The following is a 16,137-nucleotide window of genomic DNA, read 5'->3' as shown; positions in this document are numbered from 1 at the left end:
GCAGCCATGACCGATAAAACTTTCCTGGTGGAAATTGGCACCGAAGAGTTGCCTCCGAAAGCCCTGCGCAGCCTGGCAGAAGCCTTTGCTGCGCACTTTACCGCTGAGCTGGATGGCGCCGGTTTGGCGCACGGTGAAGTGAGCTGGTTTGCCGCTCCACGCCGCCTGGCGCTGAAAGTGGCCCAGCTGGCGACGGCGCAGGCCGATCGTGAAGTCGAAAAACGCGGCCCGGCGATTGCTGCCGCGTTTGATGCTGATGGCAATGCCACCAAAGCAGCCGAAGGTTGGGCGCGTGGCAACGGCATCACGGTGGATCAGGCTGAGCGTCTGAGCACTGATAAAGGCGAATGGCTGGTACACCGCGCGTCAGTGAAAGGCGAAAGCGCCCAGGCACTCCTGCCCGCGATGGTGGTGACCGCCCTGAGCAAGCTGCCGATTCCAAAACTGATGCGCTGGGGCGCAAGCGACGTGCAGTTTGTGCGTCCGGTGCATACCGTGACGCTACTGCTGGGCGATGAGCTGATTCCGGCGACGATTCTCGGTATTCAGTCCGATCGTGTGATTCGTGGTCACCGCTTTATGGGCGAGCCAGAGTTCACCCTCGACAACGCCGATCAGTATCCACAGCTGCTGTTGGAGCGCGGCAAAGTGGTGGCTGATTTCGCCACGCGTAAAGCCAAAATCAAAGCAGATGCGGAAGCGGCAGCTCAGCAATTGGGCGGCATCGCCGATCTGAGCGACAGCCTGCTGGAAGAAGTGGCCTCGCTGGTGGAATGGCCAGTGGTGCTGACGGCGAAATTTGAAGAGAAGTTCCTTGCGGTGCCTTCTGAAGCGCTGGTTTACACCATGAAGGGTGACCAGAAGTACTTCCCGGTGTACTCCGCTGACGGCAAACTGCTGCCGCACTTCATCTTCGTGACCAACATCGAATCGAAAGATCCGCAGCAAATCATCTCCGGTAACGAGAAGGTGGTGCGTCCGCGTCTGGCCGATGCCGAGTTCTTCTTCAACACTGACCGTAAAAAGCGTTTGGAAGATAACCTGCCGCGTCTGGAGACTGTGCTGTTCCAGAAAGAGCTTGGTACGCTGCGAGACAAAACCGACCGCATTCAGGCGCTGGCCGGCTGGATTGCGGCTCAGATTGGTGCCGATGTGAACCACGCCACCCGCGCGGGTCTGCTGTCGAAGTGTGACCTGATGACTAACATGGTCTTCGAGTTCACCGATACGCAGGGTGTGATGGGCATGCACTATGCGCGTCATGACGGCGAAGCGGAAGATGTGGCCGTGGCGCTGAACGAGCAATATCAGCCGCGCTTTGCCGGTGATGCGCTGCCATCCAACCTCGTGGCTTGCGCTGTCGCCATCGCTGACAAGATGGATACCCTTGCGGGCATCTTCGGCATTGGTCAGCATCCGAAAGGCGATAAAGACCCGTTCGCACTGCGCCGTGCTGCGTTGGGCGTGCTGCGTATTATCGTTGAGAAGAACTTGCCACTCGACCTGCAAACCCTGACTGAAGAAGCGGTGCGTTTGTATGGCAGCAAGCTGAGTAACGGCAAGGTCGTGGATGAGGTGATCGACTTCATGCTGGGTCGCTTCCGTACCTGGTATCAGGAAGAAGGCCACAGCGTCGACACCATTCAGGCGGTGCTGGCACGTCGTCCAACCCGTCCGGCGGATTTCGATGCGCGTATGAAGGCGGTATCCCACTTCCGTACTCTGGAAGCGGCATCGTCGCTGGCTGCGGCCAACAAGCGTGTGTCTAACATCCTGGCGAAAGCCACCGAAACCCTCAACGACAGCGTGCAGGCATCGCTGCTGAAAGAGAACGCCGAGATCCAGCTGGCGACTTTCGTGACCGCGCTCGGTGACAAGCTGCAGCCGTACTTCGCAGAAGGCCGCTATCAGGATGCGCTGGTGGAGCTGGCACAGCTGCGTGAAGCGGTCGATAACTTCTTCGACAACGTGATGGTTAACGCCGATGAAGCGGAAGTGCGGATTAACCGCCTGACGCTGCTGGCGCAACTGCGCGCGCTGTTCCTGCAGGTGGCGGATATTTCACTGCTGCAGTAAGCGATGTTTTGAAGTGAACCGAAGGGACGAGCGATCGTCCCTTTTTGTTTTTAAAATTCGGCGCTGACTTCCTGGGAGTGGTGCAAGATGCGGCCTATGAAAATTTCATTAACCTCAGCACGGTAAATCACAATGTGCTGACCGAAGGGAAGTGAATAGATTTGATGACCTAAATCCGGTCGTTTTCGCCCCAGGTCGAATCGGGCAATTTTATCGAAGAGCTGGGAAAATTTAAGGTTGTAAGCGTCTGCGAGCTGTTCCCCAAAATTCCAGTATCCGTAAATCCAGATTTTCATCAGATCGGCATCAGCTTCCGGCTTTATCGTGATCTTCCTTTTCATACATGCCCACCCTGGCTTTTGCTCGTCTCAGAAAATCTTCATGGTCCCACTCTCTACCCGGACCGCTTTCGAACCCTTGTCTTACCAATTCTTTCAGTGCCTCAAGCTTCGACGCCGCCTGCTTCTCACGCAGTAAACGCAGCGAGTCGCGCACTACCTCGCTTTGAGTACGGTAATCACCGGACTCCACCAGAGATTCAACAAACTCGCGCAGTTCATCACCTAAATCGATTGTCATGGTACGTGCCATCATCGTGTCCCAATGTAAGAAATATTCTTACATCCTGGCACATTTTTGAGCAACGCGGAATCGGCGTTGCAGCGCAGTTACAGACAGAACTGAGAAGCAACGCGAAGGATTAAGCGGAAGTATCGAACAGGCGGGCGTCGCGCAGCAGGTGATCGTTGCCGCGACGACGGGTGAAGCCACTGCGGTCAAAGAATTCGAGAATCTGTACCGCGATTTTACGCCCGGTGCCGAGCTGGTTGCGGAAATCGGCGGCGCTGGTGCTGCCACCGTTGGCGTCACGCTGGCGAATCAGATCGGCGAAGATCTGGATCTGGTCGCTGCGATAGTAGCGATCGCGCACGATCGCCGTGATGTGGCCTAAGCGCGCGGCAGTCAGCAGCAGGCTACGAACCGCTTCTTCATCTTGCTGAGTCGCCAGCGCGATATCGCGCACCCACAGCGGCTGGTCGTCGAAGAGCGGGCCGACCTGCTGCCATAACGCTTCTTCCTGCGGATTAAAGCGCGGTTTGAAATCCGGTATATGTAGCCAACCGTGCTGATGCTGCAAATGGCCCTGCGACAGCAATTGATCAATCAGCGTGATCACCTGTTCCGGCGGCTGATGCGGTAGAGCCACGCGGCGCAAGCGATCGCGTCCGATGCCCGGCACTTCGGGATGCTGCTGATGAAACGCGGTGAGTGCCTCCAGCAGACGCTGCTGCCAGGCTACAGCCTGCTCAGCGGCCATCAAGGCGCTGCCGAGCCGCACGGGCGCAACCTTGTCCAGTAAGTTGTTGAGTGCATCGTCACTCAGCTGGCGTGCCCAGCTCAGCTCGGCTACATCGACCGGTTGCTGTACCAGATGCGCCTGCAGGCTGGCTTCATCGGTTTCTGCCGCCGCCAGCTGTTGCAGCCAGCCGAGATAATCAGGATGGCGCTTGCCGCGTTTTTTACTGTTAAGCAGCAGCACACATCCGCCGCCGAGTGTCTGCTGTGCATTGCTGTCGCGGATGATCAGCCGATCGTTTTCCGCCAGCCATAACGGCTCGCTGAGCACCAGTTCCGCCATTTCACCTGCAATCAGATTCAGTCGCCCAGTCACATGGCTGGCGGCATGGTGAATGTGTACCGGCTGCGAGGGATGCTTTAACGGCTGCAGCAAACGCAGTGCCACGATGAGTCGCTGGGTGCCCGAGGGTTGCGGTTGCGCCAGAAGCCAGTCACCGCGCGCGATCTGGGCTTTCTCCACATCGCCGACGATATTCAACGCGATGCGTTCCCCAGCTTGCGCGTGCGTCACTGACTGGTTCTGCGCATGCAGTGAACGCACGCGTACCGGCAGATTAAGACTGCTGAGCCACAGAGAATCGCCCACGCTGACTTCACCTGAAAGGGCGGTGCCGGTGACGACTAAACCGCTGCCTTTAAGGGTAAATGCACGGTCAATTGCGAGGCGGAAGCGACGACCCGTGTCGATATCCGGCGCGCGTAGCTCACTCAGGTGCTGACGTAGTGCGTCGATACCCTGCTGGGTGGAACTGCTGGTGACAAACTGCAGCGTCGCCGACCAGCCCAGTTGCTGCGTCAACTCCGCCACCTGATGCTGCACTTCAGCGATACGCAGCGTGTCGACGCGATCCGCTTTAGTCAAGGCCACGCTGAGTGGCGGTTGTCCAGCCAGACTCAGCAGTTGCAGATGTTCACGCGTTTGCGGCATCACGCCGTCGTCGCAGGCTACCACCAGCAGCGCATGATGAATACCGCCGATACCCGCCAGCATATTGGCGAGAAATTTCTCGTGTCCCGGCACATCGATAAAGCCCACAACGCGGCCATCCGGTTGCGGCCAGTAGGCATAGCCGAGATCGATGGTCATGCCGCGCCGTTTCTCTTCGGGCAGGCGATCGGCATCCACACCGGTTAACGCCTGCAGCAGTGCGGTTTTGCCGTGATCGACATGTCCAGCGGTGGCGATAATCATGCGGTTAAGGTCCGTATCAACGCCGCTTCATCTTCGAGGCAGCGTAAATCCAGCCACAGTTTTCCTTCCTGAATGCGGCCAATCACCGGATGCGCCAGCGTGCGCCAGCGTTGCGCCAGTGCATCCAGTGAGCTGCGGTGAGGATCACGAGGACTGAACGTGATGGCGAAACTGGGTAAGCGCTCAACCGGTAGCGATCCGCTACCGATTTGCGACGAACAGGCGGCGATATTAAGGGAAAATTCAGTGCCATACGCCTGATCCAGCGCGGGCATCAGCCGTTCGGCCTGCTGCAAAATTTCGTGTGACGATCGCGTCAACAGCCGCAACGTTGGCAGCGCTTCACGCAGGGTTTCCGGTTGGCGATAAAGCTGCAAGGTGGCTTCCAGCGCGGCCAGCGTCATCTTATCGACACGCAAGGCACGCTTAAGCGGATGCTGTTGTAGCCGGTCGATAAGTGCCTGTTTGCCGACGATAATCCCCGCTTGCGGACCACCCAGCAATTTATCGCCGGAAAAACTCACCAGATCCACGCCAGCGGCAATCAGCTGTTGCGGCATCGGCTCGGCGGGCAAATCAAAGGATGTCATGTCGATAAGCGAACCGCTGCCGAGATCGGTAATGACGGGCAGCTGATGCTCCGCCGCCAACGCCACCAGTTCGGCTTCCGCGACCGTATGGGTGAAGCCCTGAATCTGGTAGTTGCTGGTGTGCACCTTCATCAGCAAGCCGGTGTTGTCGCTGATAGCCGCTCGGTAGTCTTTCAGATGGGTGCGATTGGTGGTGCCGACTTCAACCAGCTGGCAGCCCGCCTGGCGCATCACGTCGGGAATACGGAATGCGCCGCCGATCTCCACCAGCTCACCGCGTGAAACAATCACTTCGCGACCCGGTGCGAGTGCGGCCAGCATCAACAGCACGGCGGCGGCATTGTTGTTCACGATACAGGCCGCTTCTGCCCCCGTCAGTTCACACAGCAGCGCACTCACCGCACGATCGCGATGACCGCGTGACGCATCATCCAGCGCATATTCCAGCGTCACCGGCTGGCGCAGGCAGGCCGTGACTGCCTCAATTGCGCTATCGCTTAGCTGGGCACGGCCCAGATTGGTGTGCAGCACGGTGCCGGTGAGATTGAACACCGGACGCAGCGCGCTCTGTTGCTGCTGTTGCGCGCGGCGCTGCGCTTCTTCCGGCCAGTTAAGGTGCCAACCAGGTAGAGTTTGATGTTGTTGGATATGCGTGCGGGCCTCTTGCTGCATAGCGCGCAACTGACGGGTGGTAAACGCGGTGCCCAACTGCAGCAGCAGCGGCTGCAAAGCGGGATCGCGCAGCAGGCTGTCGATAGCAGGCAGTTGCGAGTAGAGAGTTTTCATTTTCTGACTTAGCTGGAAGGCGGAACGGTGCGGGCAAAACTCTCCCGTGCAAACAACGTATCGGCCAGTTTGATCAACGCCGGGCGATTCACGCACCAGTTGGGCAGCACACGGCGGAAATTGAGATAGCCAATCATGCAGCCAGTCGCGATATCGGCCAGATTGAGCGTGCCGTTGTTCATCAACTCGCCCTGTGCCGCCGCCGTTTCCAGTGCATCCAACCCGCGCAGAATTTTCTCGCGATTGCGCAGCAGCACTTCTTCGGATTGCTGATCGCCGGGGCGCATTTGCTCGCGGACAATCATTACGGCGGCATCGTTAATGCCATCGGCGAGCTTTTCCAGCTGGCGCACTTGCAGAGAGAGCAGGGCATCATCCGGCAACAGAGCAGGGGTGTCACCGCGCAGTTCGATCACCTGGGCGATAATCGAGGAGTCAAACCAGGTGAGATGGTTATCATCGACCAGCGCCGGCACTTTACCCAAGGGGTTATAGTGCGGCACGTGACTGTCTTCCACCCATGGCGACTGGTTAACAAATTCGAACACCAGGCCTTTTTCCAACAGGATCACCGAGATTTTGCGTACAAAAGGGCTGGTGTAGCTGCCAATCAGTTTCATTGAACGCCTCCATGTTGAATGATGGTTGTGTGCGGCTCAGATCACGGTCGCCATAAATGGCGCCCCTACCATTGCTAGTTTGTGGTCAACATAAATAGCGACTCTACGAACCGTAGGGTGTGCATTCATGCGCACCGGGAATTCAGCGTATTAATCCCCTGGAAACATAAACGGATTCAGGCTGCTACGGGCAAAGCCTTCTTGCTCCATGCGCGCATCCAGCACCAGCGAAGCCAAATCATCGGCCACCGGTTCTACCGCTGGATCCTTCTCCTGATACAGCATCTTCAAATAGGTGCCACAGTCGCCACAGCTTTCGGCTTTCACCGCGGCTTTTTCGCTGTCGAGTGACCAGTAGTGCAAATCGCGCGTTTGCTCGCAGTTGGAGCACTTACTGCGCACCACATACCATTCACTTTCACACAGATTACAGTGTAAATAACGCAGCCCCTGCTGGCCCACATCCATATGCACCACGCTGGTGACCGGCACGCTGGCGCACACCGGGCAGAATTGACGATGCTCACCGTATTCTGCGCGGGCTTTACCGGGGATCAGCGCCGCCATCTGCGCCCAATAGATGGAAAGCGCTGCCCAGATAAACGGGGATTTATCGCTGCTGACCTGTGCAAAATCGCCCTCCAGAAGTGCGCTGGCCAGGCCTTCCAGCTCGGAAGAGGAGGCTTTTTCCAGGTTCTCGAGCACCGCCAATGCCTGGCCGCTCATCTCGGGTTTTAACTCGGCAATTAGCGAATGCAGCAGACGCTGCCAGTGGGCATCGCGGGGATAAGTGTGGATATCAAGCGGTGGCTTGCCCTGTTCGGCGCTTTCAGCCAAACGCTGGCGCAAATCGAGTTGCAGCGGATGATCGTACAGCACGATGTCCTGCGCTTGCGCGATCACCGCGGCAAAGCGCAGATAATCGCCCAGCGGATTCTTCGCGGCCAGCTCACGTAAACGCGCCGCACGGCGGCTATACAGATTTTTCAGCCTAGGAAAAAGCAGCGGCGGAACCTGTTCCGCCGTGTTTTTTTCGCCTTTCTCCAGCTGGTCCTGCGGGATAATGCGAATACTCATCAGGGACGTTTTTCCTGTTGTGTTTGGCGTTGGCGCTGCTCACGATACCAGCGTGGATGATGTTTCTTCGCCCACGCGGCCGGCACCCAGCCCTCAACCATGGCAGTAATGGTGCCTTTGACCCACAGGGCCGCGTAGATGTGCACCATGATTACCACGATTAATGCCACAGCTGAAACCGAATGCACCACCAAAGCGGCGCGAATCAGCGGAATCGTAAAGGCACCAGCGAAGTAAGGGCGCCAGATAATCACTCCGCTCGCCAGCAGCAAGACTAAGCTGATGATAGCAGCCCAGAACACACACTTCTGCCCGAAGTTGTATTTGCCGGTATCACCCACCTCTTCATTGCGTACGATCTTATTGATGTTTTTCGCCCAGATCAGGTCTTCGCGATTAATCAGATTCTGTTTCCAGTAGCGCAAAAACATGATGAGAAAAGCAGCAAACATCACCACGCCGACAAACGGATGCAGGATACGCGCCAGTTGTGGCGTACCCAGCACGTGCATCAGCCAGTTAAACGAGGGGAAGAAGAAACCCAGCCCGCTCAGGGCCGCCAGAACAAAACAGAACGCCACAATCCAGTGATTGATGCGTTCCGGTGCGCTGTAACGCACCAGACGATCGCGCTTTTTCATCATTCGCGCTCCTCTTTTTCGTGCGGGTCCTCATCCTCTTCCACCCGGTTCGGCCCGACGCCGACGTAGTGGAATACCGAGGCAGCGAAAGTGGCGGCGAAACCGATGGCCGCCAGCGGCTTCCAGATCCCTTTCCAGAAGGTCACCGCCGGACTGATGCTCGGATTCTCCGGTAAGCCGTGATAGAGCTGCGGTTTGTCTGCATGATGCAGCACGTACATGACATGCGTGCCGCCGACACCTTCCGGATCGTACAAGCCGGCATTGGCATATCCGCGGGTATTCAGCTCCGCCACGCGTTCGCCCGCCAGCGCCTGCATATCGGTTTTACTGCCGAAATGAATCGCGCCCGTCGGACAGGTTTTCACACAGGCCGGTTCCTGACCAACATTGACACGATCGACGCACAGTGTGCACTTATACACGCGGTTGTCGTCTTTATTCAGACGTGGCACGTCAAACGGACAACCGGCAATGCAGTAGCCGCAGCCAATGCATTGTTCCGACTGAAAATCGACGATGCCGTTGGCATACTGAATAATCGCGCCTTCAGAAGGACAAGCTTTCAGGCAGCCGGGATCGGCGCAGTGCATGCAGCCATCCTTGCGAATAAGCCACTCTAACTTGCCGTGTTCTTCCACTTCTGAGAAGCGCATCACCGTCCAGGATTTGGCAGTTAAATCCGCTGGGTTGTCATACACCCCCACGTTATGCCCGACTTCATCGCGGATGTCGTTCCACTCTGAACACGCCACCTGGCAGGCTTTGCAGCCAATACAGGTGGTGACGTCGATCAGCTTCGCCACCTCCTGCTGATGATTACGCGCCTGCGGGGCAGGCGTGAAACCATTGGTGGCGGAGCGGCGGATAATGTCTTGCGATTGATAAGCCATCTACGTTCTCCTACACCTTCTCTACATTGACCAGAAACGCCTTAAACTCCGGCGTTTGCGTGTTGGCATCACCGACAAACGGCGTCAGGGTATTGGCGATAAAGCCTTTCTTCGCAATGCCTTGATAACCCCAGTGAATCGGAATGCCGATGGTATCGACGGTTCTGCCATCCACATCGAGCGGACGCAGGCGTTTGGTGACCACCGCTTTGGCTTTGATGTAGCCGCGATTGGAGCTGACTTTCACCGTATCGCCCTGCACGATGCCCAGCTTGTTGGCCAGCTTCTCGCCAATCTCCACGAACTGTTCCGGCTGCGCGATGGCATTCAGCAACGCATGCTTGGTCCAGTAGTGGAAATGCTCGGTGAGGCGATAGGTGGTGCCGACATACGGGAACTGCTCGGCTTTACCCATCGACGCCAGATCGTCTTTGAACACGCGTGCTGCCGGATTCGAAATCACGTTCGGGTGCAGTGGGTTAGTGCCGAGCGGGGTTTCAAACGGCTCGTAATGTTCAGGGAACGGCCCTTCAGCCATTTTATCGAGCGCGAACAGGCGGCCCATCCCTTCAGGCTGCATGATAAACGGTCCGACATTGCTGCCCGGTGCGGCGGTGCTGTAGTCCGGAATATCCATCCCGCCCCATTTACTGCCATCCCACTTGAGGATCTGCCGTTTCGGATCCCACGGATTCCCTTGCGGGTCGGCCGATGCGCGGTTGTAGAGGATGCGGCGATTGAGCGGCCACGCCCAACTCCAGTTCAGCGTGTTGCCCAAACCACTCGGATCGGTGTTATCACGCCGCGCCATCTGGTTGCCGTCCGGCGTCCAGCTTCCGGCGAAAATCCAGCAGCCGCTGCTGGTGCTGCCATCATCTTTCAACTGCGCAAAACTGCTGAGCTGCTGGCCTTTTTTCACCAGCAGCGTGCCTTTGTCATCAAAAACATCTGCCAGCGCTTTGCCGTTGCTCTCCATTGCCACTTCTTCGGATGCCGGATTGTCTGGCGTCTGGTAGTTCCAGGTCATGTTCAGCACCTGCTCGGGCAAGGCACCGCCTTCACTGGCGTACATTTTGCGCAGACGGCTATAGATGCCAGAGAGGATTTCACCGTCATTCAGCGCTTCGCCCGGCGCATCCTGACCTTTGAAGTGCCACTGCAGCCAGCGTCCGGAATTGACGATCGAACCGTTCTCTTCCGCGAAGCAGGTGGAGGGCAGTCGGAACACTTCGGTCTGAATCTTCGCCGGATCAACATCGTTGAACTCGCCGTGGTTCTGCCAGAAGGTCGAGGTCTCGGTGTTGAGTGGGTCAATGGTCACCAGGAATTTGAGCTTCGACAGCGAGGCGATCACTTTGCGTTTGTTCGGGAACGACGCCACCGGGTTAAAGCCCTGGCACAGATAGCCATTCACTTTGCCTTGCGACATCATCTCGAAGTACTGCAGCACGTCGTAACCTTTGTCCCACTTCGGTAACCAGTCGAAGCCCCAGCTGTTCTCGGCCTGCGCTTTGTCGCCAAAGAAGGCTTTCATCATGCTGACAAAGAATTTCGGGTAGTTGCTCCAGTAGTTCACCTGCCCGGGCAGGGTGGCTTTCGGGGTGTTAGCAGCGAGGTAGGTTGGCAGATCGGTCTGTTTCTCTGACGGCAGTGTCATATAGCCGGTCAGGCTCTGTGACAGCAGTCCGAGGTCGGTCAGCCCCTGGATATTAGAGTGACCACGCAATGCATTCACACCGCCGCCCGCCATGCCCATGTTGCCAAGCAGCAGTTGGATCATCGCCATGGTGCGGATGTTCTGCGCACCGACCGAGTGCTGCGTCCAGCCGAGAGCATACAGGAACGAGGTGGTGCGATCGCGTGCGCTGGTTTCACCAATCAGCTCGCAGACGTGCAGGAAGTCCTCTTTTGGCGTGCCACAGATGCGTGACACCATCTCTGGCGTGTAGCGGCTAACGTGTTGCTTCAGCAGGTTCCACACACAGCGCGGATGCTGCAGGCTGTCATCGCGTTTGGCAAAGCCGTCCTCGCCCAGCTCGTAGTTCCAGCTGGTTTTGTCGTATTTGCGATTCTCTTCGTCGTAGCCGCTGAACAGGCCATCGTCGAAATGATAATCCTCGCGCACGATCAGGCTGGCGTTAGTGTACGCCTGCACATATTCATGCTGGATTTTGTCATTTTGCATCAGCCACAGCAGCACGCCCGACAGGAAGGCGATGTCGGTGCCGGAACGAATTGGCGTGTAAAAGTCTGCCACCGATGCCGTACGCGTGAAGCGTGGATCGATAACAATCAATTTCGCTTTGTTGTGAATCTTGGCTTCCATCGCCCAGCGGAATCCCACAGGATGCGCTTCAGCGGCGTTGCCACCCATCACAACGATCAGATTGGCATTACGGATGTCGACCCAGTGGTTGGTCATCGCACCGCGACCAAATGTTGGAGCAAGACTTGCTACCGTTGGTCCGTGTCAAACGCGTGCCTGGTTGTCGACCGCTAGCATGCCGAGCGATCGGGTAAATTTCTGGGTTAAGTAGCCGGTTTCATTGCTGGAGGCTGAAGCACATAACATGCCGGTGCTCAGCCAGCGATTAACGGTCACGCCTGCAGCATTTTGCGCGATAAAGTTGGCATCACGGTCAGTTTTCAGCAGTTTAGCGATGCGATCAAAGGCATCGTCCCAGCTAATGCGCTGCCATTTATCGGAGCCTGGCGCGCGATACTCAGGGTATTTTAAGCGGCTTTCGCTGTGAATAAAGTCGAGCAGACCCGCGCCTTTCGGGCACAATGCACCACGACTCACCGGATGGTCCGGATCCCCTTCAATGTGGAAAATGGTCTCTTTGGCGTTTTTCGCGCCGTCACCGAGGCTGTACATTAATAAGCCACAGCCCACTGAGCAGTAGGTGCAGGTGTTACGGGTTTCGCGGGCACGCAGCAGCTTGTACTGTCGTGTTTCCGCCAGCGCCACATCCGGCGTAAAGCCGAGCAGTGCTGCCGATGTCCCTGCCATACCGCCAGCACAAATCTTGAAGAATTTTCTTCGGCTGACGTTCATGGTTAATCCTTGAGTCGACATTACTTCACATTTTTAGTTTTGCGATGCGTTGGGCCGCGGTTCACAATGACCCAACTAACAGTGTGAGAATAGCAGCGAAATAATACCACTGCTTTAATGAGGTTGTTGTCCGAGGCGAGCAAAGTGAAAGTTAAAGCACAGGAAAGTCATCAGAGTGTGAGTGAGATCTCAGGCGCAGTGCAGGCGCAGGTGCGCCAGCGGCGTGATATCAGCACGGCGGAAACCGACTGGCTGGCGCAAGAGGTGCCGATCGCGCTGGTGTATAACGGCATTTCGCATGTGGTGATGATGGCCACGCCCAACGATCTCGAGGCGTTTGCGCTCGGTTTCTCGCTCTCGGAAGGCATCATTGATAAGCACGATGAGATCTTCGGCATGGATGTGGTGCCCGGCTGCAACGGCATCGAAGTGCAGATCGAACTCTCCAGCCGCCGCTTTATGGCGCTTAAAGAGCAGCGCCGTGCCATGGCGGGCAGAACCGGCTGCGGCGTGTGTGGCGTGGAACAACTCGACCAGATTGGTAAACCGCTGCAGCCGCTGCCTTTTACCCAAACTTTCGATCTGGCGAACCTTGATATCGGACTGGGGCAACTGCGAGATTACCAACCTATCGGCAATCTCACCGGATGCACGCATGCGGCGGCATGGATGTCACCGCAGGGTGAATTGCTCGGTGGTTGTGAGGATGTCGGGCGCCACGTGGCGCTGGATAAACTGCTAGGGCATCGCAGCCAGCAGCCGTGGCAGCAGGGCGCGGTGCTGGTCTCCAGCCGTGCCAGCTATGAGATGGTGCAGAAATCCGCGATGTGCGGCGTGGAGATTTTATTTGCGGTATCCGCTGCGACCCAGCTCGCAGTTGAGGTCGCCGAGCGTTGTAATTTAACGCTGATAGGGTTTAGTAAGCCGGGACGCGCCACGGTGTACAGCCATCCGCAGCGCCTGGTTTAACGAAACAGAATTCACCACAAGGATGTGATGCAATGCGACAGCCTCATCGTATTGAAAGCCTGACCCTGAAAGGCATCGGTGTTTTTGAAAATACTCATTTTGATTTTCCACCTGCTGAAAGCGCACAGCGTGATGTCGGTAAAGCTGAGATCCATATTTTTACCGGCCCCAATGGATGTGGCAAAAGCACAGTGTTATATGCGTTAGCGGCAATATTTGACTCTCAAACTGTCGATCCATTAATAAAAAATAGGTTTGTGAGTGACAGTAGCTACGTGGGCTTTAACTTCGCTTCAGGCAACGGGTTTTACTCTCTGGAAGAGCAGGGCGAACAAAAAGGTGAATACGCCTTAATCTCAGGCGCTGGCGGGTTGAGATATTATGGTGATGAAAATTTTAGTACGTTGACTGAACGCTATTCACGCCATTACGATAAATTCGCCAGGATCAATCAAGTCCAGTTTCCCTATGCTGCCTTTGCCTATTCCGGCAGTCGAAGCGTCCAGGGGCAGTTCAGAGTCAATGCTATCGTTGATATTAACGATTCACCGTTTGATAAAGCATTGTCATTTGAAAATACCTGTAGGGCATCGTTGTTGGCACAATGGATTGCCAATAACATCACCAAGGCTGCTTTATCAAAGCTGGATAACTCAACTGAAGAAGTAAAACGTTACCAATTTGCACTGCACAAGATCGCCGACTTTATTTTTGAAATTTGCGAAGTTTCCATCGAATTTAAACTGCAGCGTCATCCTTTAGCGGTGGCATTCCTGCTGGATGGCTGCGAGATTTCGTTTGATTCGTTACCGGAAGGATTGAAATCCATCATTCACTGGGTAGCAGACCTGGCTCTACGACTGGAAGATATTCCCTTTAATCAGAAACGAGAGATTTTCTCCCAACCGATTATCCTCTTCCTTGATGAAGTCGATATTCATCTACATCCAAAATGGCAGCGCCGGATATTACCTGCGATACAAAAGCTATTGCCGAATGCACAAGTGTTTGTCTCTACCCATTCTCCGTTTGTTGTCGGCTCACTAGAAGATGCCTGGGTGTATCGGCTGCCGGATCCTCAGCGCCATATTCTTCGTGATGCTTCAGTGCCTGAAGAGATCGTGCCCACCGCATCAGGGGCAGGAAAAAGCATTCAGCTCATTCTGGAAGAGGTGTTTGATGTGGGTGAGCGCTTTGATATTGAAACTGAAAAATTACTCACGTCATTTAAGCTCGTACGTAATGATTATTTGCTAAATCCCAAAGATGATACCGCACTGATGTCATTAGCGGACAGGCTGCGCGCTCGCGGTGAAGAGTTAGAAATGATTATTGAAATGGAGTTGCGGCAGATCGCACGTCGTTTAAGCAAATAAGAGGAACATGGAATGTTCAAATTACAACGCGGATCGTGGCCCTGCTGTCTGGAAGAGCACCAACAGGGTTGGACTGCGCGGTATATTATTGCGCGCAGTCAAAATCCCGCAGCTCGATTTCGCTGGTTTTCCGAGGCTTGTTATCAAGCAGTGCGCAAGGCCTTGTTAGAGATGACGCAGCATCATTGTGCATTTTGTGATGGATTTATTGGCAGTGAAAGCCGTGAAACGCTGGAGCATTTCAAGCCTAAAAGTCAGTTCCCTGAATCGGCATTTGACTGGGGAAATTTATTTCCCTGCTGTGATATGTGCCAAAGCCAGAAGCGTGAAAAGTATCATGAAGCATTAATTAAGCCCGATTTATCCAACTACAATTTTGACGACTACTTCATCTGTAATTTCGATAATGGAGAAGTTGCTGTCGCGCCTGATCGTTCTGCTGAAAATCAGTATGCTGCCGCGATAACGCTGGAAACTTACGGTTTAAACTTGCCCATGCGTAAGAAAGAGCGCTTACGTCAACTGCGTATCTGGCATGCGATGGGCAATCGCGCTGAACTCAACGAATTCGCCTATCGCTATTTTCTCAGCCGTTAAACCACCTGCACTTGCGGTAGCGCCTGCTGGAGCGCGGTTAATGCCCCTGCTTTGGCTAGGCCGTTGTCGCAAATCAGCAAATCCACTTCATTAATCGGCGCGTACACCGTGCGGCTCATCACCCCCAGCTTGCTGTGATCGGCCAGTAACAGGGTGCGCGTAGCCTGCTGCACCATGGCGCGGGCGATCGCCGCTTCATGCGGATGGAAACTACTGGCACCATTTTTCGCATCAATACCGACCGGTGACAGCAGCGCGACGTCGGCGCGATAGCGGTAAATCTCGCCGACCGTGATTTCTCCACGCGTCTGCTGCGCGCCCGCCATCATCATCCCACCGAGCAAAATCACCTGATTGTTCAGCGTTTCATGCTCTTCGGCGGCGCTCAGCGCCAGCGCGGCCTGCAAGCTGTTGGTGATGATGGTCAAGCCGGACATGCTGCGCAGCTGTTCCGCCAGCATGGTGGTGGTGGTACCGGCATCGAGAAACAACGTCTGCCCCGGCTGCAAATGCTGCGCCGCCGCCACGGCAATCGCACGTTTCTCTTTGGCTTGAGCACTACGCCGCACTTGCAGCGGTGGTTCCGGTTGGCTATCTACCGCCACTAAACCGCCGTGTACCCGTCGCGCTAAGCCCTGCGCTTCCAGCTCAATAATGTCACGCCGCGCTGTTTCCCGCGAAATGCCCAGCTCATTAATAATGCGCTCGGTGCTGACCTGATGCTGCGTGGTCAGCAGGGCTCGAATGCGATGTAAGCGGGTTTCCTGCAGCATGACTTTTCCCTGTAGCGTAATAATCTGGGCCTAAGCTTACCTGAGTGTCATCACGGCGTCATGTGTATTTGGTTGTATTTGTGTATTTGGTTGCATTTGTTGTTAAAGCAGGCATGATAGTGACAACGGT

At 55.7% G+C, this 16,137-nt stretch carries 14 protein-coding genes; 4 read left to right on the top strand and 10 right to left on the bottom strand.

What is annotated here, in order from left to right:
* Positions 1–6 precede the first annotated feature (6 nt).
* Positions 7–2,076 (top strand): glycine--tRNA ligase subunit beta, encoded by a 2,070-nt coding sequence (glyS, locus tag LBW88_RS18835; protein WP_224933704.1) that lies wholly within the window; start codon positions 7–9, stop codon positions 2,074–2,076.
* Between the two features lie 50 nt (positions 2,077–2,126).
* On the opposite strand, the gene LBW88_RS18830 is transcribed toward glyS, so the two are convergent.
* From LBW88_RS18830 to fdnG, 9 genes are all read right to left on the bottom strand, one after another.
* Positions 2,127–2,417, bottom strand: a complete 291-nt coding sequence (locus tag LBW88_RS18830; protein WP_224933705.1) for a type II toxin-antitoxin system RelE/ParE family toxin — start codon at positions 2,415–2,417, stop codon at positions 2,127–2,129.
* A complete protein-coding gene (locus LBW88_RS18825) occupies positions 2,383–2,667 on the bottom strand; it encodes a type II toxin-antitoxin system ParD family antitoxin (protein WP_224933706.1) in 285 nt (94 codons plus the stop codon). Before LBW88_RS18825 ends, LBW88_RS18830 begins: the two co-directional genes overlap by 35 nt.
* A 109-nt stretch (positions 2,668–2,776) precedes the next feature.
* Positions 2,777–4,627: a selenocysteine-specific translation elongation factor gene (selB, locus tag LBW88_RS18820; protein ID WP_224933707.1), complete on the bottom strand. Its 1,851-nt coding sequence runs from the start codon at positions 4,625–4,627 to the stop codon at positions 2,777–2,779.
* Positions 4,624–6,003, bottom strand: a complete 1,380-nt coding sequence (gene selA / locus LBW88_RS18815) for an L-seryl-tRNA(Sec) selenium transferase (RefSeq protein ID WP_224933708.1) — start codon at positions 6,001–6,003, stop codon at positions 4,624–4,626. Before selA ends, selB begins: the two co-directional genes overlap by 4 nt.
* 8 nt (positions 6,004–6,011) lie before the next feature.
* Complete coding sequence (locus tag LBW88_RS18810) at positions 6,012–6,623, bottom strand: glutathione S-transferase (RefSeq protein ID WP_224933709.1); 612 nt, start codon at positions 6,621–6,623, stop codon at positions 6,012–6,014.
* A 150-nt stretch (positions 6,624–6,773) separates the two neighbouring features.
* Positions 6,774–7,700 (bottom strand): formate dehydrogenase accessory protein FdhE, encoded by a 927-nt coding sequence (gene fdhE, locus LBW88_RS18805; protein WP_200574090.1) that lies wholly within the window; start codon positions 7,698–7,700, stop codon positions 6,774–6,776.
* Positions 7,700–8,341 carry a formate dehydrogenase cytochrome b556 subunit gene (gene fdoI, locus LBW88_RS18800; protein ID WP_224933710.1) on the bottom strand — a complete coding sequence of 214 codons (642 nt, stop codon included), beginning with the start codon at positions 8,339–8,341 and terminating at the stop codon, positions 7,700–7,702. The genes fdhE and fdoI overlap by 1 nt, the downstream gene beginning before the upstream one ends.
* Entirely contained in the window at positions 8,341–9,234 is an 894-nt protein-coding gene (fdxH, locus tag LBW88_RS18795; RefSeq protein ID WP_224933711.1) for a formate dehydrogenase subunit beta, read from the bottom strand. Before fdxH ends, fdoI begins: the two co-directional genes overlap by 1 nt.
* A gap of 10 nt (positions 9,235–9,244) precedes the next feature.
* Positions 9,245–12,292: a formate dehydrogenase-N subunit alpha gene (fdnG, locus tag LBW88_RS18790; RefSeq protein WP_224933712.1), complete on the bottom strand. Its 3,048-nt coding sequence runs from the start codon at positions 12,290–12,292 to the stop codon at positions 9,245–9,247.
* A gap of 117 nt (positions 12,293–12,409) precedes the next feature.
* Between fdnG and fdhD the strand changes: the two genes are divergently transcribed.
* Genes fdhD through LBW88_RS18775 form a run of 3 tightly spaced genes read left to right on the top strand, consistent with a single transcriptional unit; the run spans position 12,410 to position 15,234 of the window.
* Positions 12,410–13,261 (top strand): formate dehydrogenase accessory sulfurtransferase FdhD, encoded by an 852-nt coding sequence (fdhD, locus tag LBW88_RS18785; RefSeq protein WP_224933713.1) that lies wholly within the window; start codon positions 12,410–12,412, stop codon positions 13,259–13,261.
* A 32-nt stretch (positions 13,262–13,293) separates the two neighbouring features.
* Entirely contained in the window at positions 13,294–14,637 is a 1,344-nt protein-coding gene (locus LBW88_RS18780) for an AAA family ATPase (RefSeq protein WP_224933714.1), read from the top strand.
* 12 nt (positions 14,638–14,649) lie between these two features.
* Positions 14,650–15,234, top strand: a complete 585-nt coding sequence (locus LBW88_RS18775; protein WP_224933715.1) for a hypothetical protein — start codon at positions 14,650–14,652, stop codon at positions 15,232–15,234.
* Here the strand turns inward: LBW88_RS18775 and LBW88_RS18770 are convergent.
* Positions 15,231–16,007, bottom strand: coding sequence for a DeoR/GlpR family DNA-binding transcription regulator (locus LBW88_RS18770; RefSeq protein ID WP_224933716.1), 777 nt, complete (start codon positions 16,005–16,007; stop codon positions 15,231–15,233). The genes LBW88_RS18775 and LBW88_RS18770 overlap by 4 nt on opposite strands.
* Between the last annotated feature and the right edge of the window lie 130 nt (positions 16,008–16,137).

The sequence above is a fragment of the Pantoea sp. alder81 genome (assembly GCF_020179835.1).
Taxonomy (GTDB): Bacteria; Pseudomonadota; Gammaproteobacteria; order Enterobacterales; family Enterobacteriaceae; genus Pantoea.
This window is presented reverse-complemented; position numbering and strand designations above follow the sequence as displayed.